29 protein-coding genes are annotated in these 26982 nt (G+C 60.1%); 14 read left to right on the forward strand and 15 right to left on the reverse strand.

Going from position 1 to position 26982, the window contains the following annotated elements; all coding sequences use genetic code 11:
• Positions 1–119: 119 nt before the first annotated feature.
• Both FHC52_RS17505 and FHC52_RS17510 read right to left on the reverse strand, forming a co-directional pair.
• Entirely contained in the window at positions 120–500 is a 381-nt protein-coding gene (locus FHC52_RS17505; protein ID WP_021241912.1) for a DUF4440 domain-containing protein, read from the reverse strand.
• Positions 497–1699 carry an MFS transporter gene (locus FHC52_RS17510; RefSeq protein ID WP_220420162.1) on the reverse strand — a complete coding sequence of 401 codons (1203 nt, stop codon included), beginning with the start codon at positions 1697–1699 and terminating at the stop codon, positions 497–499. The genes FHC52_RS17505 and FHC52_RS17510 overlap by 4 nt, the downstream gene beginning before the upstream one ends.
• A gap of 108 nt (positions 1700–1807) precedes the next feature.
• Between FHC52_RS17510 and FHC52_RS17515 the strand changes: the two genes are divergently transcribed.
• On the forward strand, positions 1808–2695 hold the full coding sequence (locus FHC52_RS17515; RefSeq protein WP_126289131.1) for a LysR family transcriptional regulator: 888 nt from the start codon (positions 1808–1810) through the stop codon (positions 2693–2695).
• Here the strand turns inward: FHC52_RS17515 and FHC52_RS17520 are convergent.
• On the reverse strand, positions 2692–3099 hold the full coding sequence (locus FHC52_RS17520; RefSeq protein WP_047746443.1) for a MarR family winged helix-turn-helix transcriptional regulator: 408 nt from the start codon (positions 3097–3099) through the stop codon (positions 2692–2694). The two genes, FHC52_RS17515 and FHC52_RS17520, sit on opposite strands and share 4 nt — an antisense overlap.
• A gap of 172 nt (positions 3100–3271) precedes the next feature.
• Between FHC52_RS17520 and FHC52_RS17525 the strand changes: the two genes are divergently transcribed.
• From FHC52_RS17525 to FHC52_RS17535, 3 genes are read left to right on the forward strand one after another with little or no spacing between them, the layout of a single operon-like run.
• Positions 3272–3874, forward strand: a complete 603-nt coding sequence (locus tag FHC52_RS17525; protein WP_008499595.1) for a non-oxidative hydroxyarylic acid decarboxylases subunit B — start codon at positions 3272–3274, stop codon at positions 3872–3874.
• Positions 3864–5291: a non-oxidative hydroxyarylic acid decarboxylases subunit C gene (locus FHC52_RS17530; protein ID WP_220420163.1), complete on the forward strand. Its 1428-nt coding sequence runs from the start codon at positions 3864–3866 to the stop codon at positions 5289–5291. Before FHC52_RS17525 ends, FHC52_RS17530 begins: the two co-directional genes overlap by 11 nt.
• Positions 5292–5301: 10 nt before the next feature.
• On the forward strand, positions 5302–5523 hold the full coding sequence (locus tag FHC52_RS17535) for a non-oxidative hydroxyarylic acid decarboxylases subunit D (RefSeq protein WP_003862116.1): 222 nt from the start codon (positions 5302–5304) through the stop codon (positions 5521–5523).
• A 93-nt stretch (positions 5524–5616) separates the two neighbouring features.
• Here FHC52_RS17535 and mutS read toward each other — a convergent pair whose 3' ends face one another.
• A complete protein-coding gene (mutS, locus tag FHC52_RS17540) occupies positions 5617–8178 on the reverse strand; it encodes a DNA mismatch repair protein MutS (protein ID WP_047748599.1) in 2562 nt (853 codons plus the stop codon).
• Positions 8179–8291: 113 nt separating this feature from the next.
• Positions 8292–8522: a SymE family type I addiction module toxin gene (locus FHC52_RS17545; RefSeq protein ID WP_008499591.1), complete on the reverse strand. Its 231-nt coding sequence runs from the start codon at positions 8520–8522 to the stop codon at positions 8292–8294.
• Between the two features lie 175 nt (positions 8523–8697).
• Here FHC52_RS17545 and FHC52_RS17550 point away from each other — a divergent pair, with 175 nt between their 5' ends.
• Positions 8698–9042 carry a nitrous oxide-stimulated promoter family protein gene (locus tag FHC52_RS17550; RefSeq protein ID WP_008499590.1) on the forward strand — a complete coding sequence of 115 codons (345 nt, stop codon included), beginning with the start codon at positions 8698–8700 and terminating at the stop codon, positions 9040–9042.
• Between the two features lie 5 nt (positions 9043–9047).
• On the opposite strand, the gene FHC52_RS17555 is transcribed toward FHC52_RS17550, so the two are convergent.
• The 10 genes from FHC52_RS17555 to hypA form a co-directional block, all read right to left on the reverse strand.
• Positions 9048–10268: an MFS transporter gene (locus FHC52_RS17555; protein ID WP_220420164.1), complete on the reverse strand. Its 1221-nt coding sequence runs from the start codon at positions 10266–10268 to the stop codon at positions 9048–9050.
• Positions 10269–10284: 16 nt separating this feature from the next.
• Positions 10285–11046, reverse strand: a complete 762-nt coding sequence (locus FHC52_RS17560; RefSeq protein ID WP_220420165.1) for an ABC transporter ATP-binding protein — start codon at positions 11044–11046, stop codon at positions 10285–10287.
• The gene (locus tag FHC52_RS17565) at positions 11046–12083 is read right to left on the reverse strand and encodes an iron ABC transporter permease (protein WP_008499587.1); all 1038 of its coding nucleotides are present in this window, start codon (positions 12081–12083) and stop codon (positions 11046–11048) included. The genes FHC52_RS17560 and FHC52_RS17565 overlap by 1 nt, the downstream gene beginning before the upstream one ends.
• A complete protein-coding gene (locus tag FHC52_RS17570; RefSeq protein ID WP_023325969.1) occupies positions 12083–13081 on the reverse strand; it encodes an ABC transporter substrate-binding protein in 999 nt (332 codons plus the stop codon). Before FHC52_RS17570 ends, FHC52_RS17565 begins: the two co-directional genes overlap by 1 nt.
• Before the next feature lie 153 nt (positions 13082–13234).
• Positions 13235–15307: a formate hydrogenlyase transcriptional activator FlhA gene (gene flhA / locus FHC52_RS17575; RefSeq protein WP_021241929.1), complete on the reverse strand. Its 2073-nt coding sequence runs from the start codon at positions 15305–15307 to the stop codon at positions 13235–13237.
• Between the two features lie 64 nt (positions 15308–15371).
• Positions 15372–16382: a hydrogenase expression/formation protein HypE gene (gene hypE, locus FHC52_RS17580; protein WP_032653169.1), complete on the reverse strand. Its 1011-nt coding sequence runs from the start codon at positions 16380–16382 to the stop codon at positions 15372–15374.
• On the reverse strand, positions 16379–17500 hold the full coding sequence (gene hypD, locus FHC52_RS17585) for a hydrogenase formation protein HypD (RefSeq protein WP_126289121.1): 1122 nt from the start codon (positions 17498–17500) through the stop codon (positions 16379–16381). The genes hypE and hypD overlap by 4 nt, the downstream gene beginning before the upstream one ends.
• 2 nt (positions 17501–17502) lie before the next feature.
• Complete coding sequence (locus tag FHC52_RS17590) at positions 17503–17775, reverse strand: HypC/HybG/HupF family hydrogenase formation chaperone (RefSeq protein WP_008499582.1); 273 nt, start codon at positions 17773–17775, stop codon at positions 17503–17505.
• Entirely contained in the window at positions 17766–18629 is an 864-nt protein-coding gene (gene hypB, locus FHC52_RS17595) for a hydrogenase nickel incorporation protein HypB (RefSeq protein ID WP_126289119.1), read from the reverse strand. Before hypB ends, FHC52_RS17590 begins: the two co-directional genes overlap by 10 nt.
• 3 nt (positions 18630–18632) lie before the next feature.
• Positions 18633–18983 (reverse strand): hydrogenase maturation nickel metallochaperone HypA, encoded by a 351-nt coding sequence (hypA, locus tag FHC52_RS17600; protein WP_220420166.1) that lies wholly within the window; start codon positions 18981–18983, stop codon positions 18633–18635.
• Positions 18984–19193: 210 nt separating this feature from the next.
• Here hypA and hycA point away from each other — a divergent pair, with 210 nt between their 5' ends.
• The 9 genes from hycA to hycI all read left to right on the forward strand — a co-directional run bounded on the left by hycA (position 19194) and on the right by hycI (position 26973).
• Positions 19194–19658, forward strand: coding sequence for a formate hydrogenlyase regulator HycA (hycA, locus tag FHC52_RS17605; protein WP_126289117.1), 465 nt, complete (start codon positions 19194–19196; stop codon positions 19656–19658).
• 71 nt (positions 19659–19729) lie between these two features.
• Positions 19730–20338, forward strand: coding sequence for a 4Fe-4S dicluster domain-containing protein (locus FHC52_RS17610; RefSeq protein WP_023294427.1), 609 nt, complete (start codon positions 19730–19732; stop codon positions 20336–20338).
• Positions 20335–22149, forward strand: a complete 1815-nt coding sequence (hycC, locus tag FHC52_RS17615) for a formate hydrogenlyase subunit 3 (protein ID WP_032664254.1) — start codon at positions 20335–20337, stop codon at positions 22147–22149. The genes FHC52_RS17610 and hycC overlap by 4 nt, the downstream gene beginning before the upstream one ends.
• A 1-nt stretch (position 22150) precedes the next feature.
• A complete protein-coding gene (locus tag FHC52_RS17620; RefSeq protein ID WP_023294425.1) occupies positions 22151–23074 on the forward strand; it encodes a respiratory chain complex I subunit 1 family protein in 924 nt (307 codons plus the stop codon).
• Between the two features lie 15 nt (positions 23075–23089).
• Positions 23090–24799, forward strand: a complete 1710-nt coding sequence (gene hycE / locus FHC52_RS17625; RefSeq protein WP_025912384.1) for a formate hydrogenlyase subunit HycE — start codon at positions 23090–23092, stop codon at positions 24797–24799.
• 9 nt (positions 24800–24808) lie between these two features.
• Positions 24809–25351, forward strand: a complete 543-nt coding sequence (locus FHC52_RS17630; protein ID WP_008499573.1) for a formate hydrogenlyase complex iron-sulfur subunit — start codon at positions 24809–24811, stop codon at positions 25349–25351.
• Positions 25351–26118 carry an NADH-quinone oxidoreductase subunit B family protein gene (locus FHC52_RS17635; protein ID WP_021241938.1) on the forward strand — a complete coding sequence of 256 codons (768 nt, stop codon included), beginning with the start codon at positions 25351–25353 and terminating at the stop codon, positions 26116–26118. Before FHC52_RS17630 ends, FHC52_RS17635 begins: the two co-directional genes overlap by 1 nt.
• Complete coding sequence (locus FHC52_RS17640; protein WP_021241939.1) at positions 26115–26525, forward strand: formate hydrogenlyase maturation HycH family protein; 411 nt, start codon at positions 26115–26117, stop codon at positions 26523–26525. Before FHC52_RS17635 ends, FHC52_RS17640 begins: the two co-directional genes overlap by 4 nt.
• The gene (hycI, locus tag FHC52_RS17645) at positions 26518–26973 is read left to right on the forward strand and encodes a hydrogenase maturation peptidase HycI (RefSeq protein ID WP_032664243.1); all 456 of its coding nucleotides are present in this window, start codon (positions 26518–26520) and stop codon (positions 26971–26973) included. The genes FHC52_RS17640 and hycI overlap by 8 nt, the downstream gene beginning before the upstream one ends.
• Positions 26974–26982 lie beyond the last annotated feature (9 nt).

Below are 26982 nucleotides of genomic sequence, written 5' to 3' on the forward strand. Positions count from 1 at the left end.
AACAAACGCACGAACAGCAGATGGAATTGCTAGAGTAGAAACAGGAAGGAAACAATAGCCCCCCTTACAGGGGGCATTCTAGAAAGCCACCTTCTAAGAAGGTGGTCTTTTACTTTGTGTTACGGCTGCGTCGCCGTCTCGTGCAGCAGACGCCAGGTTATTTTGTCACCTTCCTGATTAAGCACCGCGGTTGACCAGCGCACGTTAACGGGCAGGTCTGGCCGGGTTTGCGTCTCCCGGTAGTGAAGCACTGCACCCCGTTCGCCGCTCTGGATCGTGGTTAATTCGTCAATGACGATTTTCAGCCCGGGACGGCTTCCGCGCTGTTTTTCCAGAAAACTGGCCAGGCCGTTATAGTCGACCTGCACACCGCCCGGCGGGATCATCAGAAAATCGCGCTGGAAACGGGCGAGCAGCGCGTCGGCCTCGCCTTCACCTTTGCCTAACCATGCTTCAAGCGCAATGTGGAGGTCGATAATGTCGTGTTCGAAAGGCGTCATGAATTCTCCTGTCGCAGCGGGTTTAGCACCTGCGTATTGTTAAGACGAAAAACGTACGGTACAGGCAGCAAGGTCATGCCTCCGGCAAAAATAAACATCCCGTGCCAGGCGGCGTGTGGCGTCAGCCACGCCTGCGCCAGGTTCAGCACCTGCGCCAGCAGCAGGGCACCGGCAAAAAAGCTCAATTGACGATTGAGATTCCACAGCGCGCTGGCATCCGGCATCTCGTCCCGGCGCGTTGTCAGAAACGCGCTGCTCTGAGCCGTGCTGCTGCACAGGCTTCCCCCGGCGCCCATCAGGGCAAACGCGACGGCAGGCAACAGCGTAGCCGAACTGACGTCAATCAAAAGCAGAATGCCCGTCGCCTGCAACAGGCAGCCGATGACGATCAGGGGGCGGGGGCCGATACGGTTAAAATAACGTCCCGTTGCCGTGATGGCGATAAACGATGCCACAGACCACGGCAGCATGAGCATGCCCGTAGCGGCTGGGCTCATGTTCGCCACGTTCTGAAGATAAAACATGCCCGTGACGTTCACCCCAATAAATACGCCAGGAACGCAGATATAGACAAGCATGGAAAAACGCAAAAGCGGGTCCGCGAGCAATGACAGGTTTAGCAGTCTGGCCGCGTTCATCGCAGGCATTTCGTGTTTAAGCCACAGGCAGGCCAGAACAAAGGTCACGATAGCGACCGGTAGCGTGGCGAAAAAGATCCATCGCCAGCTTAGCGTCTGTACCAGCAGTCCCCCGATAGCCGGGGAGCAGGCCGGGGCAAGCAGCGCGACCAGCATCACCGCCGAGGAGAGTCTGGCACGCTCGTGAGGCTTATACTGTTGCCAGGTCAGCGCCTGTCCAACGGGGATCAGTAAGCCTCCTCCCACGCCCTGAAGCACTCGCCAGGCGATCAGACTTTCAAGCGTTGCAGACAGGCCCGCCGCTGCGGAGGCTGCGCTGAACAGAAAAAGCGAAAGCAGGATGACGCGCTTTGGTCCGATGCGGCGCGAGAGCAGGCTGCTGAACGGGATCGCCAGCGTCAGGCCGGCAATGTAGCCGTTACTGACCCAGGCAAGGGCAGAAGGCGTGGTGTTAAAGGCGTGAGCCATCGCCGGAAAGGCGACGCTGGCAATAAACATGTTGATCAAATCAAGAAAAAAGCCCAGCAGATAGACAACGGCAACTTGGCTGCGATACGTCATGGTGGATCCTCCGGTGAGGTGGCGTATCGTATCGGCTCGGGAAGCACGGATAAACCTGACAAAGCGCGATATACTGTCAAAAATATTTTGACAGTAAAGGGCGTGATGATGATTAACCTACAGCGGACGCAGATGTTTATCGCGGTGGCCGACACCGGCAGTTTTACGGCCGCCGCCGAGGCGATGGGGCTGACAAAAGCGGTGGTTAGCTTCAATATCCGCCAGCTTGAAGATGAGCTGGGCGTTACGCTGCTGCTGCGCTCCACCCGCCGCCTGACGCTAACCGAGGCGGGCGTGCTTTTTCATCAGCGCAGCGTGGCGCTTCTGAAGGAGGCCGAACGGCTGCAGGATGATGTCCGTGCGAACCATGCGGGACTCACCGGCGAGCTGCGGATCACGACCACGTCTGAATATGGCGCCCGGGTCGTGGTGCCGCTGCTGGCCAGGTTTAGCCAGCAGCACACGGATCTTCGCGTCCGACATGTTTCATCGTCACTGCACGCAGACCTTATCTCGGAGCGCTTTGACGTGGCCATCCGGCTGGGAACGCTTGTTGATTCGCGCAACCACGCCGCACTGATTTCTCACTTTCCTATTCTCCCCGTCGCGACGCCCGAGTGGCTTGCGAGAAACCCGATCGAATCGCTTGCACAGCTGGCGCAGGCCGACTGGATTATCCACGAGCGCTTAGCCTCGCCGCTGCGCTGGCAGGTGAAAGATGCCCGCGGTGCGCCTGACATGCTGGAGATAAAAAAAGCGCCGCGTTTGTTTGCCGACAGCGCTCAGGCCCTTATGGCTTTTGCGCTCGCAGGCGGTGGGGTGGCGTTACTGCCGGAATGGCTGGTGCGCGATGCGCTTGATGCGGGAACGCTGGTGACGATTTTACCGGAGTATACCTTTGCGCGGCAGCGGATCTATGCGGTCTATCCTGATGCCCGGCATGTGCCCGCAAAAGTGCGCACCTTTATCGATTTTATGCGCACCAGCGTGAGTTAATCGTGCATCATCTTTTTGATGAGCGCAGAGAACTGCTCCCGCTCGGCCTTGTTAAGGCGTCCTAAAAAGGCTTCATCAACCTCATTGCCTACCGGCTTACACTCTGCAAGCAGGGCCTCACCTTCTGGCGTGAGGAAGACAAAGCGACGGCGCTTATCCGCAGGGTCGTGCTCGCGTTTGACCAGTCCGCGCGCCTCCATGCGGCTCAGCATTTCCGCCAGGGTCGCTTTCGTGCTGACCGCGACTTCAGTCAATGCCACCTGTTCAATGCCCGGATGCTCGGCAATCGAGCGCATCACCGCATACTGCGGCTTGGTCAGTTCCGGCAGGGCATGTTGCCACTTCGCGGTATGCTGTTGAAAAAGTTGACGTAACAGGTGGAACGCCTCTTGTCTTAGTTCCATGAACACTCCGACAGAAAAAATCACCCTCTATGATAGCCGCTAAAGTCCAGGATGATAATGCGGCATTTTTTAGCATTCTGTGTGATCGTGTACGAACAATCTTGTCAGAAAAACAATCCGGGAGTAGTTTACCTCTAATGTTCGTACACGAACAAATTGATTGAGGTGATGAATGAGATTGATCGTGGGAATGACGGGGGCGACGGGTGCTCCGCTGGGCGTGGCGCTGCTGCAGGCGCTGCGGGAAATGCCGGAAGTAGAGACGCATCTGGTGATGTCGAAGTGGGCAAAAACCACCATTGAGCTGGAAACGCCTTACACCGCCCAGGACGTTGCTGCCCTGGCTGACGTCGTCCACAGCCCGGCTGACCAGGCCGCCACCATCTCCTCCGGCTCGTTTCGTACCGACGGCATGATCGTCATTCCCTGCAGCATGAAAACGCTGGCCGGGATCCGCGCGGGCTATGCCGAAGGGCTGGTGGGCCGTGCGGCGGATGTGGTGCTGAAAGAGGGGCGTAAGCTGGTGCTGGTGCCCCGTGAAACGCCGCTCAGCACCATTCATCTGGAGAACATGCTGGCGCTCTCCCGCATGGGCGTGGCGATGGTGCCGCCCATGCCTGCGTACTACAACCACCCGCAAACCGCCGATGACATTACCCAGCATATTGTGACCCGCGTGCTCGACCAGTTTGGCCTGGAGCATAAAAAGGCGCGCCGCTGGAACGGGTTGCGGGAGGCGAAACATTTTTCACAGGAGAATAAAGATGGCATTTGATGATCTGAGAAGCTTCCTGCAGGCGCTCGATGAGCAAGGGCAACTGCTGAGAATTGAGGAAGAGGTAAACGCCGAGCCGGATCTGGCGGCGGCAGCCAACGCGACAGGCCGCATCGGTGACGGCGCACCCGCGCTGTGGTTCGACAACATTCGCGGCTTTACCGATGCCCGCGTGGTGATGAACACCATCGGCTCCTGGCAAAATCACGCTATTTCGATGGGGCTGCTTGCGAACACGCCGGTGAAAAAGCAGATCGACGAGTTTATTCGCCGCTGGGATAAATTCCCGATTGCGCCAGAGCGCCGCGCCAACCCGGCCTGGGCGCAGAATACGGTGGACGGTGAAGACATTAACCTGTTCGACATCCTGCCGCTGTTCCGCCTGAACGACGGGGACGGTGGTTTTTATCTCGACAAAGCGTGCGTTGTCTCGCGCGATCCGCTCGACCCGGATAACTTCGGCAAGCAGAACGTTGGCATCTACCGCATGGAAGTGAAGGGCAAGCGCAAGCTCGGCCTGCAGCCGGTGCCGATGCACGATATCGCTCTGCATCTGCACAAAGCGGAAGAACGCGGCGAAGACCTGCCGATTGCGATTACGCTGGGCAACGACCCGATCATCACCCTGATGGGCGCGACGCCGCTGAAATACGATCAGTCGGAATATGAAATGGCCGGTGCGCTCCGTGAAAGCCCGTACCCGATTGCCACCGCGCCGCTGACCGGCTTTGACGTGCCTTGGGGTTCTGAAGTGATCCTGGAAGGGGTGATTGAAGGCCGTAAGCGCGAAATTGAAGGGCCGTTCGGCGAGTTTACCGGCCACTACTCCGGTGGCCGTAACATGACGGTTGTGCGTATCGACAAAGTTTCTTACCGCACCAAACCGATTTTCGAATCCCTTTACCTCGGCATGCCGTGGACCGAGATTGATTATCTGATGGGGCCAGCCACCTGCGTGCCGCTCTACCAGCAGCTGAAAGCGGAGTTCCCGGAAGTGCAGGCGGTAAACGCGATGTACACCCACGGTCTGCTGGCGATCATCTCCACCAAAAAGCGTTACGGCGGCTTCGCCCGCGCGGTTGGCTTGCGCGCCATGACCACGCCGCACGGCCTGGGATACGTGAAGATGGTGATCATGGTGGATGAGGATGTCGACCCGTTCAACCTTCCGCAGGTGATGTGGGCGCTGTCATCGAAGGTCAACCCGGCAGGCGATCTGGTGCAGCTGCCGAACATGTCGGTGCTTGAACTCGATCCGGGATCCAGCCCGGCGGGCATTACCGACAAACTGATTATTGATGCGACCACGCCTGTCGCACCGGACACCCGGGGCCACTATAGCCAGCCGGTTCAGGATCTGCCTGAAACCAAAGCCTGGGCTGAAAAACTGACCGCGATGCTGGCTGCACGCCAATAAGGAGGAAAAGATGATTTGTCCACGTTGTGCCGATGAGCATATTGAAGTGATGGCGACGTCACCGGTGAAAGGGGTCTGGACCGTTTACCAGTGCCAGCATTGTCTGTATACCTGGCGCGATACCGAACCGCTGCGTCGTACCAGCCGCGAGCACTACCCGGAAGCGTTCCGCATGACGCAGAAGGATATTGACGAGGCGCCGCAGGTGCCGACAATCCCGCCGCTGCTCTAAAAAAAAAGCCCGGTGGCGCTGCGCTTACCGGGCCTACGGTTTTGTAGGTCGGGTAAGGCGAAGCCGCCACCCGACAAAACAGACCGCAGAGAACTAAACCAGACTCTTCAACCGATAAATCCACTCCAGCGCCTGACGCGGCGTCAGGGAATCCGGATCGAGATTTTCCAGCGCTTCCACTGCAGGCGATGTCTCTTCCGCTGGCACCAGCAGCGACATCTGCGTACCATCGATCTGCGTCGCCGCCGCATTCGGTGACAGGCTTTCCAGCTCACGCAGTTTCTGACGCGCGCGCTTGATCACCTCTTTCGGTACACCGGCCAGCGCCGCAACGGCCAGACCATAGCTCTTGCTTGCCGCGCCATCCTGCACCGTGTGCATAAAGGCGATGGTGTCGCCGTGCTCCAGCGCATCAAGGTGGACGTTAGCCACGCCTTCCATTTTCTCCGGCAACTGCGTCAACTCGAAGTAGTGGGTGGCGAACAGCGTCATGGCCTTGATTTTATTCGCGAGGCTTTCCGCACAGGCCCAGGCCAGCGACAGACCATCGTAGGTTGACGTTCCGCGTCCGACTTCGTCCATCAGCACCAGGCTGTGCTCCGTCGCGTTATGCAGAATGTTAGCCGTTTCAGTCATTTCGACCATGAAGGTTGAGCGGCCGCTCGCCAGATCGTCCGCAGCCCCGACGCGGGTAAAGATACGGTCGATGGGGCCAATCTCCACGTTTTGCGCCGGAACGTAGCTGCCGATATAGGCAAGCAGGGCAATCAGCGCCGTCTGACGCATATAGGTACTCTTACCGCCCATGTTCGGACCGGTAATGATCAGCATTCTTCGCTGGGGCGACAGGCTCAGCGGGTTGGCGATGAACGGTTCGTTCAGCACCCGCTCGACCACCGGGTGACGGCCTTCAGTGATGCGAATGCCGGGCTTGTCGGTAAAGGTCGGGCAGGTGTAGTTCAGCGTTTCCGCGCGTTCGGCCAGGTTCACCAGCACGTCAAGTTCCGCCAGCGCGCTGGCGCTCAGCTGCAGGTCGGCCAGGTGTGGCATCAGCATGTCAAACAGCTCTTCATAGAGCTGTTTTTCCAGCGCCAGCGCTTTGCCTTTCGAGGTGAGAACTTTGTCCTCGTACTCTTTCAGCTCGGGAATGATGTAGCGTTCAGCGTTTTTCAACGTCTGGCGGCGCACGTAGTGAATCGGCGCCAGGTGGCTCTGCCCGCGGCTGATTTGAATGTAGTAACCGTGAACCGCGTTATACCCCACCTTCAGGGTGTCGAGACCAAGACGCTCGCGCTCGCGGATCTCCAGCTTATCAAGGTAGTCCGTCGCGCCGTCGGCCAGCGCGCGCCATTCGTCCAGCTCCTCGTTGTAGCCCGGGGCAATCACGCCGCCATCACGTACGAGAACCGGAGGCGCATCAATAATGGCGCGTTCAAGCAGCTCGCGGAGTTCGGTAAATTCGCCCATGGTTTCGCGGAGTTTCTGTACCGGCGCGCTGTCAACGTCACTCAGCTGCGCACGCAGTTCCGGCAGCTGCTGGAAAGCATGACGCATCCGCGCCAGATCGCGCGGTCGCGCCGTGCGCAGCGCCAGACGGGCCAGGATACGTTCCAGATCGCCCACCTGACGCAGGACCGGCTGCAGCTCGGTATAGCGATCCTGCAGGGCGGCAATCGTCTGCTGACGGCAAACCAGCGTAGCGGTATCGCGAATCGGCATATGCAGCCAGCGTTTCAGCATACGGCTGCCCATTGGCGTTACCGTATTGTCGAGGACCGACGCGAGCGTATTTTCTACGCCGCCCGCCAGGTTCTGGGTGATCTCCAGGTTACGGCGCGTGGCGGCATCCATGATGATGCTGTCCTGCTGGCGCTCCATGGTGATAGAGCGGATATGCGGCAGGGCGGTGCGCTGGGTATCTTTTACGTACTGCAGGAGGCAACCTGCCGCACACAGCCCGCGCGGGGCATTTTCAACGCCAAAGCCAATCAGATCGCGGGTGCCAAACTGCAGATTCAGCTGCTGGCGCGCGGTATCAATTTCGAATTCCCACAGTGGACGGCGGCGCAGCCCGCGACGACCTTCAATCAGCGCCATTTCGGCGAAATCTTCGGCGTAGAGCAGTTCTGCCGGGTTGGTGCGCTGCAGTTCGGCAGCCATCGTTTCACGATCGGCCGGTTCACTCAGACGAAAACGCCCGGAGCTGATGTCCAGCGTCGCGTAGCCAAAGCCTTTGCCGTCCTGCCACAGCGCGGCCAGCAGGTTATCCTGGCGCTCCTGAAGCAGGGCTTCATCACTGATGGTGCCCGGCGTGACGATGCGCACGACCTTGCGTTCCACCGGACCTTTTGAGGTTGCGGGGTCGCCGATCTGTTCGCAGATGGCAACAGACTCACCCTGATTCACCAGTTTCGCCAGGTAGTTTTCTACCGCGTGGTGCGGAATACCGGCCATTGGAATGGGTTCACCAGCCGATGCGCCCCGTTTGGTCAGCGAGATGTCGAGCAGCTGCGATGCGCGTTTGGCATCGTCATAAAACAGCTCGTAAAAATCGCCCATACGATAGAACAGCAGGATTTCCGGATGCTGTGCCTTCAGCTTCAGATACTGCTGCATCATCGGCGTATGTGCGTCGAAATTGTCGAGTGTGCTCATGGAGTTATGATGTCCATTTCTTTGAATATAAACCGTTTTGAGCGGCTCAGTGGCCGTTTGTTCCTTCTATTGTCGCATGAAAAAAAGGTACGGCGCAGAAAAATGTCGCCGCTTTACGAGGCATCTTCCGACATGAGCTCAATGACGATTTTTCCATGCTCCACACCCACTCGCACCCGGGAGTGGGTGGTAAACCCTGCCTTTTCAAGCCAGTCACCTTTTAAGCTCAGCGCCGCATGCACGCTGTAGCGCTTCGGTATCTTGGTATTGCGGTCTTCATGGCGCTTTCTGAAATATCCCACTGTTAAATGGCGATAGGGTTTGTTGATAGCGAGTTCTTGCATAGGGTCTCCCGACAACACGGATAAAAGTCATTACTGATGCCTGTATAAAATACCAGTGATGGTTGGGCCTTGCAGGGCTAAAACTGGAATCAGGCTTCAGAAAACGACATGCAATAACTGAAATCCCGCATTGAAAGGTGTATTATTTTTGCACTTTATTGTTCGGTAAGTCGCTATGTCCGGTAAACGAATTTCACGCGAAAAAGAGACCATCGCGAAAATGATCGCGCTGTATCAGAAGCAGTGTCCTCAGGCCTCTGTGGAAGAGGGGCACTATCAGGCGCTAAATGCCTATGCCGATAAGCGTCTGGATAAATGCGTTTTCGGGGAGGAAAAGCCCGCCTGTAAACAGTGTCCGGTCCACTGCTACCAGCCTGCAAAACGCGAAGAGATGAAGCAGATTATGCGCTGGGCAGGCCCGCGAATGCTCTGGCGTCACCCCATTCTGACCGTCCGCCATCTGATGGATGACCGTCGTCCCGTACCGGAACTGCCGGAAAAGTATCGTCCGAAAAAGTGACCGGTTCAGCTTCTGAGCGGGCGGCAAATCACGTTAAGGGCCAGCGCGCTGCAGAGCGGGAAGAGGGCCAGCAGCAGCCAGGGGAGCATCGCCTGCGTTGAGGGCACCAGCGCGCGATCCAGCAGGCTGCCAAACAGCAAATTTCCGGCCAGTACCGCAATGCCTCCGGCGGTGGCGAGTGCGCCGTAGTGCGCCCCCAGCGTGGACTCCTCGGCAAACCGGGGGACCAGGTCCTTAGCTGAGGGTACCAGCAGCATCTGTCCCAGCGTCAACAGCGTCACGAAACAGACCGACGGCAGCAGGCGAAGCCAGCCCTCAGGCGGTGCCGTCGGCGCAAACATTGCCACGCTTGCAAAGGCGGCGGAGAGGAATAAAAAGCCCACCGGCAGGATCCTCACCGCGCCCACGCGCCGGGCGAATCGCGCCAGCGGCAGCTGTAAAGCAACAATCAGTACAGAGGCCAGCATAAAAAGCGGGCCGAGATCTTTCTCGTTACCGCCGGCGCGCTGGATCTCTACCGGCAGCGCCAGATAGAGCTGGTTATAGCTTAAAAGCCACGAGCTATAGGCAATGATAAAGGCGACAAAGCGGGGCTGGCGAAAGGTCGTCCACCAGGGAACGAGTTTTAGCGTCCGCGCAGCGTGGCGTGACGCGGGCAGGCAAAAGTAGAGAACCACCAGCGCAACGAGAAAGACGCCAGCGCCCGCCAGCGCCACCTGGCGAAAGCCCAGGCCGGTGAGCAGGGCGCCGGCAACCGGGCCCAGTACCGCACCGAGTTCCCCGCAGACCGCAAACAGCGCGAACCACTCCGCCCGGCTTCGTTTACCTTTCGCCTCGCTGTGCGTGCCCGCTTTCGCCAGCAATGCCTCAATAGAGGGAGAAAACAGCGCGCCGCCCACCCCCGTCAGGCACGCGCCCAGAATAATCGGCCACAGCGATTCACCAAGCGCCAGCAGCAGATACCCCGTGACGCGAATAATGCACCCGCTCAGGATAACGATTTTCGCGCCAAACCGGTCCGAGAGCGCGCCGCCGACGATAAACATCCCCTGCTGAGAGAACGTGCGCAGGCCGAGGATCAGCCCGATCAGCCCGCCGGAGAGCAGCATATCGTCGCGCAGGAATATCGCCAGGAAGGGGACAACGGCGTAAAAGCCGATGTTAAAAACAAACTGGCTACACAGTAAAACGGGCGGCCAGAGCGTGGTGGCAGGGCGTAGGGGCATCGTTGGTCACTCGCCCCTAAACGATAAAGTGAATGTGTTTTTTGCCATGGAACGGCGAGATCTCGATTTTGGTTTTGACCCGGAAGACGTCCCAGAGCAACGACTCGGACAGGATGTCCTGCGGTGTCCCCGTCGCCACAATGTGCCCTTTCTGCATCACAATCAGCGAGTCGCAGAACATCGAGGCGTGGTTGAGATCGTGGATAGCGACAATGCTGGTGACCGGTAATTCGCTGATCAACTGCATCAGCTGCATCTGATGATGAATGTCCAGGTGGTTTGTTGGTTCATCCAGCAGGATTTCCGTCGGGGTCTGGGCCAGCGCGCGGGCAATGTGGACGCGCTGGCGCTCACCGCCGGAGAGGCTCAGCCACCCCTGGTCGCTTTTATCCAGCATATCCACGCGCTGCAGAGCGGCGGTGACGGTTTCGTCATCGTGCGTGCTCCAGTTGGAAAAGGCGGAGTGGTGCGGAATCCGCCCAAGTTTGACCACGTCGCGCACGCGCATGTTGGCGTCAGTCATGCCGTGCTGCTCCACGAAGGCGACCCGGCGGGCCAGCTGCTTTTTGGCAATACGAGAGATGTCCTGGCCGTCCAGCGTCACACAGCCCGCATCCGGGCGACGCAGCCCCGCGAGGATACGTAAAAGAGACGATTTACCGCAGCCGTTAGGGCCAAGCAGTCCTACCGTTTCGCCCCGGGAAACCTTTAGCGAGACGTCATTAACGATGACTTTTTTGCCGACCTTCCAGGTAATATTTTCAGCGCAGATGCTCATCACTTATTCCTTGAGCGGTAGATAATCACGGCAAAGAACGGAACGCCAACCAGCGCGGTGACCACGCCGACGGGCAGGCTTTGCGGCGCAATCAGCATGCGCGAGGCAATGTCTGCCAGCACCATCAGGATCGCGCCTGCCAGCGCGCTGGCAATCAGCAGCGTGCGGTGCAGCGGCCCGAAGAGGAAACGCATGACGTGCGGCACCACCAGCCCGACAAAGCCGATTGAGCCCGCCATGCTGACGATGGTTGCGGTAATCAGCGCGGTGGTGGTAAAGAGCGCCAGGCGCACCCAGGGGACTGCAATGCCCAGCGACGCTGCGGCGTCATCGCCGAACGTAAAGGCATCCAGCGCCCGGGAATAGTAGAGGCACACGGCTAACCCAATCAGCACCACGACCAGTGCCAGCTGGAATTCAGGCCAGCGTACGCCGCTGAAGCTGCCCAGCAGCCAGAACATTACGTCGCGCGCCTGCTGGGCACTGGCGGAGGTGCTAATGGTGTAGGCGGTAATGGCGTTAAAAAGCTGCGAGGCGGCGACGCCTGCCAGAATCGTACGTTCATTCCCGCCGCGCGCCCCGTTCGTCAGAAACGCGACAAACGCAAACGCGGCGAACGCCCCGGCAAAGGCCCCGGCAGAGAGCGAAACCGCACCGGTGCCGATCCCCAACACGACGACAGAAACCGCCCCGGTCGATGCGCCCGCGGACACGCCGAGCACGTAGGGTTCCGCCAGCGCGTTCTTCAGCAGGCTCTGCAATACGGCCCCGCAGATGGCCAGACCTGCGCCGCAGCAGGCCGCCACCAGCGCGCGGCTCAGGCGGAAGTCCCAGATCACGCTCTCATAGATGCGAGTGAGCGGAACATCGGTGAGCCCCATTTTATTGCTGATGGCGTAAAACACGTTATCCAGCGGGATGGACAGCTCGCCGACGCTGACGCTCAGCGCGATAACCAGAAATAGCAGGACAAAGGCGAGCAAACACGAGGTCGTCAGAACCAGGCTCTGCCTGGCCTGAAGGACAGCGGTGGTCATCAGTTCAGCCCCAGTTTTCTGAGCTGTTCGCCAACCTGCTCAGCCCCGTAAATCGTGCGAATTGTCGGGTTCATGGCCTGACCGTCCATCACCACGATATGGCCTTTTTTCACCGCGTCCAGCTGGCTGACGGCCGGATCGCTTTTCAGGAATTTGATTTTCTCTTCCGCGTTATCCAGCGCCCAGCGGTTGCGATCCAGGCTCGAGACCACAATCACATCCGGATTGGCGGCAATAATGCTTTCCCAGCCCACGGTTGGCCATTCGGTCTCTGAGGTGATGGCGTTATGCCCGCCCATCAGGCTGGCGATAAACCCGGAGGGGCTATTTTTACCGCCTACGTAGGCGTCCGCAGAAGGGGAGGAGCTTGAGAACCAGAAAACAAAGGAGAGATCTTTTTTGTTCTTGCCGAATTCCTTACGCAAGTCGGCCTCACGTTTTTTGAAATCGGCAATCACGGCCTGACCGCGGTCTTCAACGTTAAAGATTTTGGCGAAATCCTCAATCTCCTGATAGAGATACGTCATATCCCACAGTTTCTGGCGGCTGCCGTACATATCGCCGGTGGCTTTTTTGGTCGCACACATGCCCGGGGACACGTAGCTGTTCACGCCCAGGGTCATCAGATCGTCGCGTTTTGCGACCTTGCTTTCTGGCCCCAGCAGCAGCGGTGACTGCGCGGGGACAAAGTCGGGATTTTGCGCAAGCACGGATTCAAGGGTAGGGATTTCGACCGTCAGGGTTTTGATTTTTGCGTTCTGTTCCGCCAGCTGCGGCAGCACTTTCGTCGGCCAGAAGGCGCTGGCCTTCACCTTATCTTCCAGCCCCAGCAGGAGCAGAATTTCGACGGTATTCTGACCCAGAGCCACGACGCGTTCCGGCGCTTTGGTGAATGTCTCTTTATAGCCACAGTTTTCAATCGTCAGAGGATATGTGGTTGCCAGAGCAGAACTGACCGACGCAACCGCCAGGCCTAACGCGCAGATGACCTTCTTCATGAAACGCTACCCTTGATTAATATTATTATTGATGCAAATGAAACTCATTATTAAGGCGGAATTTTATACAGAGGAAACGATTTTGTGTCAATGAGGGACAATTGCGCAGGGTAACGAAAGGCGGTGCCAGAAAAACACCGCCGGATTGGGGGCTTAAACCAGGCTCTCTTTATCGATCCCGAGACGCTTCATGCGCGACAGCAGGGTAGTGCGTTTTAACCCTAAACGCTGGGCGGCACCTTTTGGCCCGGCAACCACGCCGTTGGTCTCTTTGAGTACGCGCATAATGAGCTGATATTCATCTTCTCCCTCTTTCGCCGTCTCGGCGGCGGGCACGGTCACGTCAGGCAGCGTCACTTCAGGCAGGGAGAGCTGCAGCACATTGCCGCGCGTCAGCAGCACCGCACGCTCGATGACGTTTTCCAGCTCGCGCACGTTGCCGGGCCACTCCATCGATGAAAGGGTACGTAACGTCTCGGCAGGAATGCTGTCGATGTTTCGCCCCATCCGACGCGCGATCTTGGCGGTAAACGCTTTGACCAGCAGGGGAATATCTTCCGGGCGCTCGCGCAGCGGCGGCAGGAAGATCGGGAAGACGTTCAGGCGATAGTAGAGATCGCTGCGAAACTCGCGGTCGGCGACCATTTTTTTCAGGTCGCGGTTGGTGGCGGCAATCAGCCGCACGTCAGTCTGGATAAGCTTGTTGCTGCCAAGACGTTCAAACTCCTGCTCCTGCAGGACGCGCAGCAGTTTCGGCTGTAGCTCCAGCGGCATATCGCCCACTTCGTCGAGAAACAGCGAGCTCTTGTCCGCCAGCTCAAAACGGCCCAGCCGCTGGCTGCTGGCCCCGGTGAATGCACCGCGCTCGTGGCCGAACAGGTCGCTTTCCAGCAGGCCTGCGGGCATCGCCGCGCAGTTCATCTTCACCATCCGACGGCTGTTGCGGTTGCTCAGGTTGTGGATGGCGCGGGCAATCAGCTCTTTACCCGTACCGGTTTCGCCAAGGATCAGCACCGTGCTGTCGCTTTGCGCCACCATCTCAACCTGCTTGAGCACGCTGTACATGGCGTCGCTGCGCCCGATGATTTCACCAAACTCGCTGTCCACGTTGTTGAGCTGTTCGGTCAGGGCAAGGTTCTCATCCACCAGCCGCTCTTTCAGGCGGTGGATCTCCTGATAGGCGAGGGCGTTATCCAGCGCGATGGAGATACGCTCGGCGATCTGGCGCAGCAGCTTCAGGTTGGCGGTGGTAAACACGGCTTCATCACACTGCGCCAGCTTCAGCACCCCCAGCATGGTGTTGCCGGACATCAGGGGAAGCAGGCACAGGGTCTGTATCTTGTTGCCCCAGGTGTTAAACAGCATCCGCTCGTACGGTGCCACCGGGTCCTGCTCGCTCAGGTTGAGCAGCAGGATCTCTTTGCTTTTAAATACCCGCTCAGACAGGGTGCCCGCTTCGTCCACTTCGCTCTGCTCGTGCGCCGGGTTGGCTTCATCCAGATAATGCGTGGAGTAGATGTTCAGCTTGCCCTTGCGATGGCCGCGCAGCGCGATGCTGATGGCATCGATTTTGAAATAGTGGTGGATCTCTTTCGACACTTCACTGACCAGCTCGTCCATATCAAGGCGCGACAGCACGGCGTTGGTGATGGCGACCAGAATGCGGAAGTTGTCGCGCTCGCGGCTCAGCAGGTCGTAATCCACGTTATTGGTCACGCGGCTTTGGATCTGCTCCGCGACGACGGCCACAATCTGGGTAAAGGTGTGCAGACGCTCGTATTCCGCCTCGCTCCAGGGCTGGTCGGTCGTGCGAATAAACTCGCAGCCACCAAAAATATGTCCCTCCGCCGCGAGCGGCAGCATGCTGTAGTGGCCGAACGGCTGGTAGAGGTTGCTCTCCGCGAGCCGCGGCCACGCCGTGCGGAACTCCTCAAAGTTGCAGTGCAGCGCTTCCGGACGGGAGAGAATACGGCGCACCGGGCCATGCGCGAGATACGTTTCGTCTTCGTACTCAAACGTTTTGCCATTATCGCGCGTTGAGTAGTAGCTCGCGCGGTGCGTTCCGCTATGCCACAGTACAATCGCCGCGCTGTCGGCCAGCGCTGATTGCCTGACCAGCCGCGTCAGGGCATCGCTCAGCGCGCCGAGATCGGGCTGCTGTAAAAGTGTGCGCGTGATATCAAACAGGCCCTGCTGTCCAAGATCGCTCATCGGTGTATACGGCATTATTGCTTTCCAATAGAAACTGGCAAAAAAGAGACATTCAGTGCTGACCGCTTATGGCGCGGCTCTAGCAAATTCGGGGTAACGGTTCCGCGTGCGGCAGGTCCAGCGTGCGCTTCACGCCGTAAAGTCCGGTCAGGCGCACCCCCTTGCGCTCAACCACTTCGCCGATGATGGCGGCCTCTTTCCCTAATGGATGCGCGCGCAGCTCTGCAAGAACGGCTTCCGCCGCCGCGCGTTCCACGCCGATCACCAGCTTGCCTTCGTTAGCAAAGTTCAGTGGGTCAAGTCCCAATAGTTCGCACAGCCCGCGCACGGCAGCTTTTACAGGCAGGCCACGCTCGGTCAGTTCAATTCCGCACCCGCTGCTTGCGGCGAATTCGTGAACCACCGCATTCACCCCGCCGCGGGTGGCATCGCGCAAGGCCTTCACGCCGGGAATAGCACACAGCGTCTGAATCAGCGGGGTGAGCACCGCGCAGTCGCTGCGCAGTTCACCGTCCAGCCCTAAGCCTTCGCGCAGGTTAAGGATAGTCGCTCCGTGGCAGCCCAGCGTGCCGGTTACCAGCAGCACGTCGCCCGCGCTAAGCCGCTGTGCGCCCCAGTGAATGTTGGCGGGGATAGCCCCCATTCCGGCGGTGTTGATAAACAGCTTATCGGCCGCACCGCGCTGGACCACTTTGGTGTCCCCGGTGACGATAGCGATACCCGCCTCGCGCGCGGTGTGTGCCATGCTGTTCACCACCGCCGTGAGCGTCTCCATCGGCAGCCCCTCTTCGAGGATGAATCCGCAGGAGAGGTAGCGGGGAATGGCGCCGCTGACGGCCACGTCGTTGGCCGTGCCGCAGACGGCGAGCTTGCCGATATCGCCGCCGGGAAAGAACAGCGGATCGATGACATAGCTGTCGGTGGAGAAGGCCAGCCGGTCGCCCTGGGCGGTGAGGGTGGCGAGGTCAATGCGCGCCTGGTCTTCCTGCTCGGCGAGCCAGGGGTTGTTAAAGGCCTCCATGAACAGCCGGTTAATCAGCTGCTGCATCGCCTGTCCACCGCTTCCGTGCGCCATTTCCACCGTGTTCATGCTTCACACTCCTGGTTGCGATATTGATACCACGCGGCGCATGCCCCTTCGGAGGAGACCATCAGCGCGCCAAACGCCGTTTGCGGGTTACAGGTATTGCCAAATAACGGGCACTGATGCGGTTTGCATTTGCCGGTGAGCACCTCGCCGCAGCGGGCCCGGGGATCGTCGCAAACCTGCTGCGGCTGCGGGCGGAAATGCGCTTCGGCATCGAACGCGCGATAGGCTGGCGTCAGGCGCACGCCGGATTCGGCAATCAGCCCCAGTCCTCGCCACTCGCTGTCGCCTTCGACGCTGAACACCTCCGCAATGGCACGCTGAGCCCGTTCATTGCCGGCATCCGGCACCACGCGGCGGTACTGGTTTTCGACCGCGCTCAGGGCCGCTATTTTCTGCTCAACCAGCATGGTGACACCTTGCAGTAGATCAAGTGGTTCGAAACCAGCGACCACTAACGGACGATTGTACTGTTCAGCGATAAAACCATAGGCGTCTGTGCCAATCACCATGCTGACGTGGCCCGGTGCCAGAAAGGCGTCAATGCCGTTGCCTGGCGCTTCCAGCAGGCTGCGCAGGGTGGGGATAAGCGTAATGTGCTGGCAGAAGAAGAAAAAGTTATCGACGCCGCGCGCTTTCGCCTGCTGCAGCGTGATGGCCGTCGCGGGCATGGTGGTTTCAAACCCCAGGCCAAAAAATACCACCTTGCGCGCGGGGTTATCCGCTGCCAGCGTCAGGGCATCCATCGGCGAATAGACGATCCGGATGTCGGCCCCGCGCGCTTTCGCCTGCAGCAGCGAGCCGTTTTTCCCCGGCACGCGCATCGCGTCGCCAAAGGTGCAGAATATGACGTCGGGCCGGCTGGCAATCTCGATACAGCTGTCGATGCGTCCCATTGGCAGCACGCAGACCGGGCAGCCGGGGCCGTGGATAAACTCAATATTCTCCGGCAGCAGCTGGTCGAGGCCAAATTTAAAGATCGCGTGCGTGTGCCCGCCGCACACCTCCATGATCCGCAGCGGCCTTTCTTTGGTGTAGTCCAGCAGCGCCGCGCGCGTTTTGAGGTGTCCGATAAGCTGCAGCACCTGCTCCGGCGCGCGGTATTCATCAACGTAACGCATGATTACCGCTCCTCGCCGTACAGCAGCGCGCCGACGTCCGGCTCCACGTCGAACATGTTTTGCAACGCATCCAGCGTGTCGCGGGCTTCCGCTTCGTTAATCACGCTCATGGCAAACCCCACGTGGACCAGCACCCACTGGCCGAGACGCGACGCGCCCGTTTCATCGGTGCTGCCCACCAGCGTCAGGTCTACATCACGCAGGATGCCGCAAACCTCGACTTTGGCCTGATTACCGTTGAGGGAATGGATTTGTCCCGGTACGCCTATGCACATCTTTCGTTCTCCAGCCAGCGTAACCAGCCGTCCATGCCGTCGCCGCGCGTGGCGGAGACCAGCAGGATCTCAATCTCCGGGTTCACCTCGCGGGCATATGCCAGGCACTTATCCACGTCGAAATTCAGGTACGGCAGCAGGTCGACTTTGTTCAGCAGCATCAGGGATGCCGCGGCGAACATGTGGGGGTATTTCAGCGGCTTGTCTTCGCCTTCGGTCACCGAAAGCACCGCCACCTTGTGTCGTTCACCCAGATCGAAGCTCGCCGGGCAGACCAGGTTGCCGACGTTTTCAATAAACAGGATGCCGTTATCCGCCAGCGGCAGGCGCGGGGCGGCGTCGGCAACCATCTGCGCATCCAGGTGGCAGCCTTTGCCGGTGTTAACCTGAATTGCCGGGGTGCCGGTTTCGCGGATGCGCGCCGCGTCGTTTACCGTTTGCTGGTCGCCCTCGATCACCGCGCAGGAGACGCGCCCGTTGAGGCGTTTGAGCGTTTCGGTCAGCAGCGTGGTTTTACCGGATCCGGGGCTGGAGACCAGGTTCAGCGCCAGCTGTTTGCGGGTGGCAAAGCGGGCGCGGTTGCGGGCGGCGATCTGGTTATTTTTGTCCAGCACGTTGATTTCCACGTCCAGCATCTGGCGCTGGCTCATGCCCGGCGCGTGGGTACCCGCTTCGCCGTGGCCGTAATGCAGGTCGCCCGCGTCGGAACGCTGCGGCGCAAAGGTAATGCCGGTCAGGGCTGCCGCAGGGCGCGGGGCAGGGGAAAAGGGCGCGGAGCGAAACGCGGAGTGGGGGCGGTGCTCATCCCCTTCTATATACAGGTTGCCTTCGGCGCAACCGCAGGTACTACACATACTTTACTCCTTCTCGATTTCGAGGCGTTGGATCTGCATGCCGTCATCCGCCACGATGCGCAGCCCGGTGCTCTGACACTGCGGACAGCGCTGTACCTTTGATGAGAGCAGGGTGACGTACTGCTGACACTGTTCGCACCAGCACTCCGCCTGGTGCTCCTCAATATGCAGTTCGCAGCCTTCCGCCAGCGTGCCGCGGCACACCAGCTCAAAACAGAAGGTCAGGGCGCTGGTCTCGACGCAGGAAAACGCCCCGACCTTCAGCCAGACGCCGGTGACGCGTTTCGCGTGGTTTCGCACAGCCTGCTGTTCGATAAGTTCCAGAGCCCGCTGGCAGAGGGTGATTTCGTGCATGACGCCTCCTCAATGAATTGCCCCGGTAATGCAATAACAGTGCCAGCTTGATTTTTGTTAAGGCGTGTCGATGTCACCGCTGTCGAAATGACACGTCGACACCGCGATGTTGACAGCGAATTTTTAATTAAATCCATTGAAAATCATAAGCATAAAAACTGGCATGGAATCTGCTTAACAGCCGCTATCTCCATTAAACGGATACCTTTTATGACTATTTGGGAAATCAGCGAAAAAGCGGAATACATCGCGCAGCGTCATCAGCAGTTACAGGACCAGTGGCACCTTTACTGCAACTCTCTGGTTCAGGGCATTACCTTGTCGAAAGCGCGTCTTCACCACGCGATGAGCTGTGCGGCGCAGGGCGATATGCGCTTTGTCCTCTTCGGCCATTTCATCATCAACGTCACCCTGGCGGATAACTTCAACAGCCACACTATCGAGTACTACCTCGAGACAAAAGACGGTGAAAAACAGTGTATTGCAACGGCGCAGCTGATGGCTGACGGCATGGTGGACGGCCACGTCAGCAACCGCGATCGCCAGCAGGTACTGGAGCACTATCTGGAAAAAATCGCCCCGGTTTATAACGGCCTGTACACCGCCGTTGAACACGATCTCCCGGTCAACCTGAAGCAGCTGATGGACGGAAATACTTCAGCGAACGTGGCCTGACCCCCAGTGTGTCGAGAAGTGTCGACAAGACAGTTTTTCGTCAAAAATGACTATCACCAGAGGATAACCCGGTGAACCGTTTTGTAATTGCTGACTCGACGGTCTGTATTGGCTGTCGAACCTGTGAGGCGGCGTGTTCGGAAACGCATCGCCTGCATGGGCTACAGTCCATGCCGCGCCTGCACGTCATGCGTAATGAAAAAGAGTCTGCCCCGCAGCTCTGCCATCACTGTGAAGATGCCCCCTGCGCGGGTGTCTGTCCTGTGAACGCCATCACCCGCGTGGATGGCGCAGTCCAGCTGAACGAAAGCCTGTGCGTAAGCTGCAAGCTGTGCGGCATTGCCTGCCCGTTCGGTGCGATTGAATTCTCCGGCAGCCGCCCGCTGCATATTCCGGCCAATGCCAATTCGCCTAAAGCCCCGCCCGCGCCTCCGGCGCCTGCACGCGTCAGCACGCTGCTGGACTGGGTGCCCGGCATCCGTGCCGTGGCGGTGAAGTGCGACCTGTGCAGCTTCGATGAACAGGGCCCGGCCTGCGTGCGCACCTGTCCAACCAAAGCGCTGATTCTGGTGAACATTCGCGACATCGCCCGCACCAGCAAGCGCAAGCGCGAGCTGACCATTAATACCGACGTCGGCGATCTTTCGCTTCTGCAGGCGCTCAACGAGGGGGTGAAATGAACGCGATTACGATGATTACCAGCGCCGTGGCGTACTTTGCCGCCGCCGCCGTGCTGGCGTGGCTTCTGTCATTCCATAAAACCCTGAGCGGCTGGATCGCCGGGATCGGCGGGGCGGTCGGCAGCCTGATGACGCTGGCGGCGGGTGGGGTTGTCCTGCTCGGCGGGCAGTCCGCAGAGGCCGTGATGCCGCTGATTCGCCACACCGTTGCGATTACGCCGCTGAACGCCATCTGGCTGGTGACCTTTGGCCTGTGCGGGCTGTTTATCAGCCTGTTCAATATCGACTGGCACCGCCATCCGCACGCCAAAGCCAACGGCCTGCTGGTGAACCTGCTGATGGCGACGGCGGTCTGCACCGTGATCGCCAGCAACCTCGGCGCGCTGGTGGTGATGGCGGAGATCATGGCGCTCTGCGGCGTGTTCCTGACCGGCTGCAGCGCCTCCGGGAAAGTGTGGTTTGCGCTGGGACGCCTCGGGACGCTGCTGCTGGCGCTGGCCTGCTGGCGGGTGTGGCAGCGTTTCGGCACGCTGGAGTTCGCTGCGCTTAACGGGCATCCGCTGGGCAATGACGTCTGGCTGCTGGGCGTGATCGGCTTTGGCCTGCTGGCCGGGATTATCCCGCTGCACGGCTGGGTGCCGCAGGCGCATGCGAATGCTTCCGCGCCCGCCGCCGCGCTGTTTTCTGTGGTGGTGATGAAGGTCGGTCTGTTCGGGATTCTGGCGATGACGCTGACCGGCGGCCAGCCGCCGCTGTGGTGGGGCGTGGTGCTGCTGATTGCGGGCATGATCACCGCCTTCATCGGCGGCCTGTACGCGCTGATGGAGCACAATATCCAGCGCCTGCTGGCGTACCACACGCTGGAGAATATCGGCATCATCCTGCTCGGCATGGGCGCGGGCGTGACCGGGCTGGCGCTTAATCAACCGGCGCTGATTGCCGCCGGCTTTATCGGCGGTCTGTATCACCTGATTAACCACAGCCTGTTTAAAAGCACCCTGTTCCTCGGGGCGGGCAGCGTCTGGTTCCGCACCGGCCATCGGGATATCGAAAAGCTCGGTGGGATTGGCAAAAAAATGCCGGTGATTTCGCTGGCGATGCTGGTCGGGCTGATGGCGATGGCCGCGCTGCCGCCGCTGAACGGCTTTGCCGGGGAGTGGGTGATCTATCAGTCCTTCTTCGCCCTCGGTCAGAGCGAGGCGTTTATCGCCCGTCTGCTGGGGCCGCTGCTGGCGGTCGGGCTGGCGATTACCGGGGCGCTGGCCGTGATGTGCATGGCGAAAGTCTATGGCGTGACCTTCCTTGGCGCACCGCGTACGCGTGAGGCTGAGAACGCCTGCTGCGCACCGGTACTGATGGGCGTAAGCGTGGTCGCGCTGGCGCTGTGCTGCATCGCGGGCGGGGTTGCCGCGCCGTGGCTGCTGCCGCTGCTGGGCCACGCCATTCCGCTGCCGCTTGAGACGGCGCACACCGTCGTTTCCCAGCCGATGATTGCACTGCTGCTGATTGCCGCGCCGCTGCTGCCGTTCGTGCTGATGCTGTTCTTCAAACGCGACCGGCTCACCTCCCGCTCGCGCGGTGCCGCGTGGGCCTGCGGCTACGAACACGAACAGTCGATGGTCATCACCGCCCACGGTTTTGCTATGCCGGTGAAAGAGAACTTCGCCGCCGTGCTGAAGCTGCGCCACTGGCTGAACCCGGTGGGCTGGGTACCCGGCTGGCAGAACGCTGCCGCGCCCGCGCTGTTCCGCCGTCTGGCGCTGATCGAGCTGGCGGTGCTGGTAGTGATTGTGATTTCACGAGGAGCCTGACATGAGTCTGTTACTGGCAATTCTTCAGGCGCTGGTGCTGTTCGCCGCCGCGCCGCTGCTGTCGGGCATCACGCGCGTGGCGCGTGCCCGGATGCACAACCGTCGCGGGCCTGGCGTACTTCAGGAGTACCGCGATCTCTTCAAGCTGCTTTCTCGCCAGAGCGTGGCCCCGGATGCCGCAGGCTGGGTCTTCCGCCTGACGCCGTTTGTGATGGTGGGCGTGATGCTCACCGTCGCCACCGCGCTGCCGGTGGTGACGGTGGCTTCGCCCCTGCCCGTGCTTGGCGATCTGATTACCCTTATCTACCTCTTCGCCATCGCCCGCTTCTTCTTTGCGATTGCGGGCCTGGACACCGGTAGCCCGTTTACCGGCATCGGTGCCAGCCGCGAGGCAATGCTCGGCGTGCTGGTTGAGCCGATCCTGCTGCTGGGGCTGTGGGTCGCCGCGCAGGTTGCGGGTTCCACGCACATCAGCTTTATCACCGACACCGTTTACCACTGGCCAGTTGCCCGCTCCCTTCCGCTGGTGCTGGCGCTGTGCGCCTGCGCGTTCGCCACGTTTATCGAGATGGGCAAGCTGCCGTTCGATCTGGCCGAAGCCGAGCAGGAGCTGCAGGAAGGGCCGCTCACCGAATACAGCGGCTACGGCTTTGCGGTGCTGAAGTGGGGCATCAGCCTCAAACAGCTGGTGGTGCTGCAGATGTTTGTCGGCGTCTTCTTCCCCTGGGGGCAGATGACGCACTTCTCCGCGGGCGGTCTGCTGCTGGCCGTCGTGGTTGCCGCCCTCAAGCTGCTGGTCGGCGTGCTGGTGATTGCCCTGTTCGAAAACAGCATGGCGCGCCTGCGTTTTGTGGAAACGTCCCGCATCACCTGGGCCGGGTTTGGTTTTGCATTTTTAGCGTTCGTCTCCTTGCTGGTGGCGTGATTAAAGAGAGTATTTATGTCTGAAGAAAAGAAAGGTCAGCAGTATCTCGCCGCGTTGCATCAGGCTTTCCCGGGCGTGGTGCTGGAGGAGTCCTGGCAAACCAAAGACCAGATCACCGTCACCATTAAGGTGAACTATCTGCCGGAAGTGGTGGAGTTTCTCTACTACCAGCAGGGCGGCTGGCTGTCGGTGCTGTTCGGTAACGACGAGCGCCAGCTGTGCGGCAGTTACGCGGTGTACTACGTGATGTCGATGGAGCAGGGCGAGAAGTGCTGGATCACCGTGCGCGTCGAGGTCGACCCGAATAAACCGGAATACCCGTCCGTCACGCCGCGCGTGCCCGCCGCCGTCTGGGGTGAGCGCGAAGTGCGCGATATGTATGGCCTGGTGCCGGTTGGCCTGCCGGACGAGCGCCGTCTGGTGCTGCCGGACGACTGGCCGGACGAACTCTATCCGCTGCGCAAAGACAGCATGGACTACCGCCAGCGCCCGGCGCCGACTACCGACAGCGAAACCTACGAGTTCATCAACGAGCTGGGCAGCAAGAAGAATAACGTGGTGCCGATCGGCCCGCTGCACGTCACCTCTGACGAACCGGGCCACTTCCGCCTGTTCGTTGACGGCGAAAACATTATCGACGCCGACTACCGCCTGTTCTACGTCCACCGCGGCATGGAGAAGCTGGCGGAGACCCGCATGGGCTACAACGAAGTGACGTTTCTTTCTGACCGCGTGTGCGGCATCTGCGGCTTCGCCCACAGCACCGCCTACACCACCTCGGTAGAGAACGGCATGGGGATCGTGGTGCCGGAACGCGCGCAGATGATCCGCGCCATCCTGCTGGAGGTGGAGCGCCTGCACTCGCACCTGCTGAACCTCGGCCTGGCCTGCCACTTCGTCGGCTTTGACTCCGGGTTTATGCAGTTCTTCCGCGTGCGCGAAGCGTCGATGAAGATGGCGGAGATCCTCACCGGGGCGCGCAAAACCTACGGCCTGAACCTGATCGGCGGCATCCGCCGCGACCTGCTGAAAAACGACATGATCCAGACCCGCCAGCTGGCGCAGCAGATGCGCCGCGACGTGCAGGAGCTGGTGGATATGCTGCTCAGCACGCCCAACATCGAGCAGCGCACCGTCGGCATTGGCCGTCTTGACCCGGAAATCGCCCGCGACTTCAGCAACGTCGGCCCGATGGTGCGCGCCAGCGGCCACGCCCGCGACACCCGCGCCGATCACCCGTTCGTCGGCTATGGCCTGCTGCCGATGACCGTGCACAGCGAGCAGGGCTGCGACGTCATTTCCCGCCTGAAGGTGCGCATCAACGAGGTGTTCACCGCGCTGAACATGATCGACTTCGGTCTGGACAACCTGCCGGGCGGCCCGCTGATGGTGGAAGGCTTCACCTACATTCCAAACCGCTTTGCCCTCGGCTTTGCCGAAGCGCCGCGCGGGGACGACATCCACTGGAGCATGACCGGCGACAACCAGAAGCTCTACCGCTGGCGCTGCCGTGCGGCGACCTACGCCAACTGGCCAACCCTGCGCTATATGCTGCGTGGCAACACGGTCTCCGACGCGCCGCTGATCATCGGCAGCCTCGACCCGTGCTACTCCTGCACCGACCGCATGACCGTCGTGGACGTGCGCAAGAAAAAAAGCCAGGTGGTGCCGTACAAAGAGCTTGAGCGCTACAGCATCGAGCGTAAGAACTCGCCGCTGAAATAAGGACTCGCCATGTTTACCTTTATCAAAAAAGTGATCAAAACCGGCACGCAGACCAGCCGCTATCCGCTGGAGCCGATGCCGGTCGACAAAAACTTTCGCGGCAAGCCGGAGCACAACCCGCAGCAGTGCATCGGCTGCGCGGCCTGCGTCAACGCCTGTCCGTCGAACGCCCTGACGGTGGAAACGGATCTCAAAACCGGCGAGCTGGCCTGGCAGTTTAACCTTGGACGCTGCATCTTCTGCGGCCGCTGTGAGGAGGTCTGCCCGACGGTCGCCATTCGCCTGTCTCAGGAGTACGAGCTGGCGGTGTGGAAGAAAGAGGATTTCCTGCAGCAGTCGCGCTTTGACCTGTGCCACTGCCGGGTCTGCCAGCGCCCGTTCGCCGTGCAAAAAGAGATCGATTACGCCATCGCGCTGCTGCAGCACAACGGCGACGCGCGCGCGGAACACCACCGCGAAAGCTTCGAAACCTGCCCGGCGTGCAAGCGTCAGAAATGCCTGCTGCCGTCCGACCGCATTGATATCACCCGCCACATGAGAGAGGCCAGCTGATGGAAAACCTACTGGGCCCGCGCGACGCGAACGGCATTCCGGTGCCGATGACGGTGGACGAATCCATCGCCAGCATGAAGGCGTCGCTGCTGAAAAAAATCAAACGCTCGGCCTACGTCTACCGCGTGGACTGCGGCGGCTGCAACGGCTGCGAGATTGAGATCTTCGCTACGCTGTCGCCGCTGTTTGACGCGGAGCGCTTCGGCATCAAGGTGGTGCCGTCCCCGCGTCATGCGGACATCCTGCTGTTCACCGGGGCCGTCACCCGCGCCATGCGCTCGCCCGCGCTGCGCGCCTGGCAGTCCGCGCCGGACCCGAAAATCTGCATCTCGTACGGCGCCTGCGGCAACAGCGGCGGCATCTTCCATGACCTCTACTGCGTCTGGGGCGGCACCGACAAAATCGTGCCGGTGGACGTCTACATTCCGGGCTGCCCGCCGACGCCCGCCGCCACGCTGTACGGCTTTGCGATGGCGCTCGGCCTGCTGGAGCAGAAAATCCACGCCCGCGAGCCGGGCGAACTCGACAACCAGCCGGCCGCCATTCTGCACCCGGACATGGTGCAGCCGCTGCGGGTGAAGGTTGACCGCACGGCGCGCAGGCTGGCGGGGTACCGCTACGGGCGCCAGATTGCCGATGATTATCTGCGCCTGCTGAGCCAGGGTGACCACCAGGTCGCACGCTGGCTGGAGGCGGAAAACGATCCGCGCCTCAATGAGATTGTGGCGAACCTGAACAGCATCGTCGACGAGGCGCGTATTCGATGAGTGAAACGGTGGTGTTCAGCCAGCTGAGCCGTAAGTTTATTGATGAGAACGATGCCACGCCGGATGCGGCGCAGCAGGTGGTCTATTACAGCCTGGCGATTGGGCATCACCTCGGGGTAATTGACTGCCTGGAGGCCGCGCTGAGCTGCCCCTGGCCGGAATACCTGGCGTGGATTGCCACGCTGGAGGAGGGCAGCACGGCGCGGCGCAAAATGGAAGGCGTGCCGAAGTACGGTGAGATCGTGATCGATGTGAACCACATTGCCATGCTCGCCAACGCCTTTGACGCGGCGCTGGGCAGGCAAACCCCCGAGCAGCAGACTTGGAGCAAAACGCTGCTCGGCATGCTGCATGATATTCATCAGGAGAGCGCCATCTACCTGATGGTGAGGAGATTACGTGACTGACGTTTTACTGTGTGTCGGCAACAGCATGATGGGCGACGACGGCGCGGGTCCGCTGCTCGCAGAGATGTGTGCCGCGAACCCGCAGGGCGATTGGGTGGTGATTGACGGCGGCAGCGCGCCGGAAAACGACGTGGTGGCCATCCGCGAGCTGCGTCCGGACAGGCTGTTGATCGTCGATGCCACCGATATGGGGCTCAACCCCGGCGAGATCCGCCTGATTGACCCGGACGACATCGCCGAGATGTTTATGATGACCACCCACAATATGCCGCTGAACTACCTCGTGGATCAGATCAAAGGTGACGTGGGCGAGGTGCTGTTTTTGGGCATTCAGCCGGATATTGTCGGGTTTTATTACCCGATGACGCCGCCGGTGAAAGAGGCGGTGGACGTGGTGTATTCACGGCTTGCCGGGTGGGTTGGGGATGGAGGTTTTTCTCAGCTCTGAGCAGCGCCC

It is taken from the genome of Enterobacter sp. EC_64 (assembly GCF_019584165.1).
Lineage (GTDB): Bacteria > Pseudomonadota > Gammaproteobacteria > Enterobacterales > Enterobacteriaceae > Enterobacter > Enterobacter roggenkampii.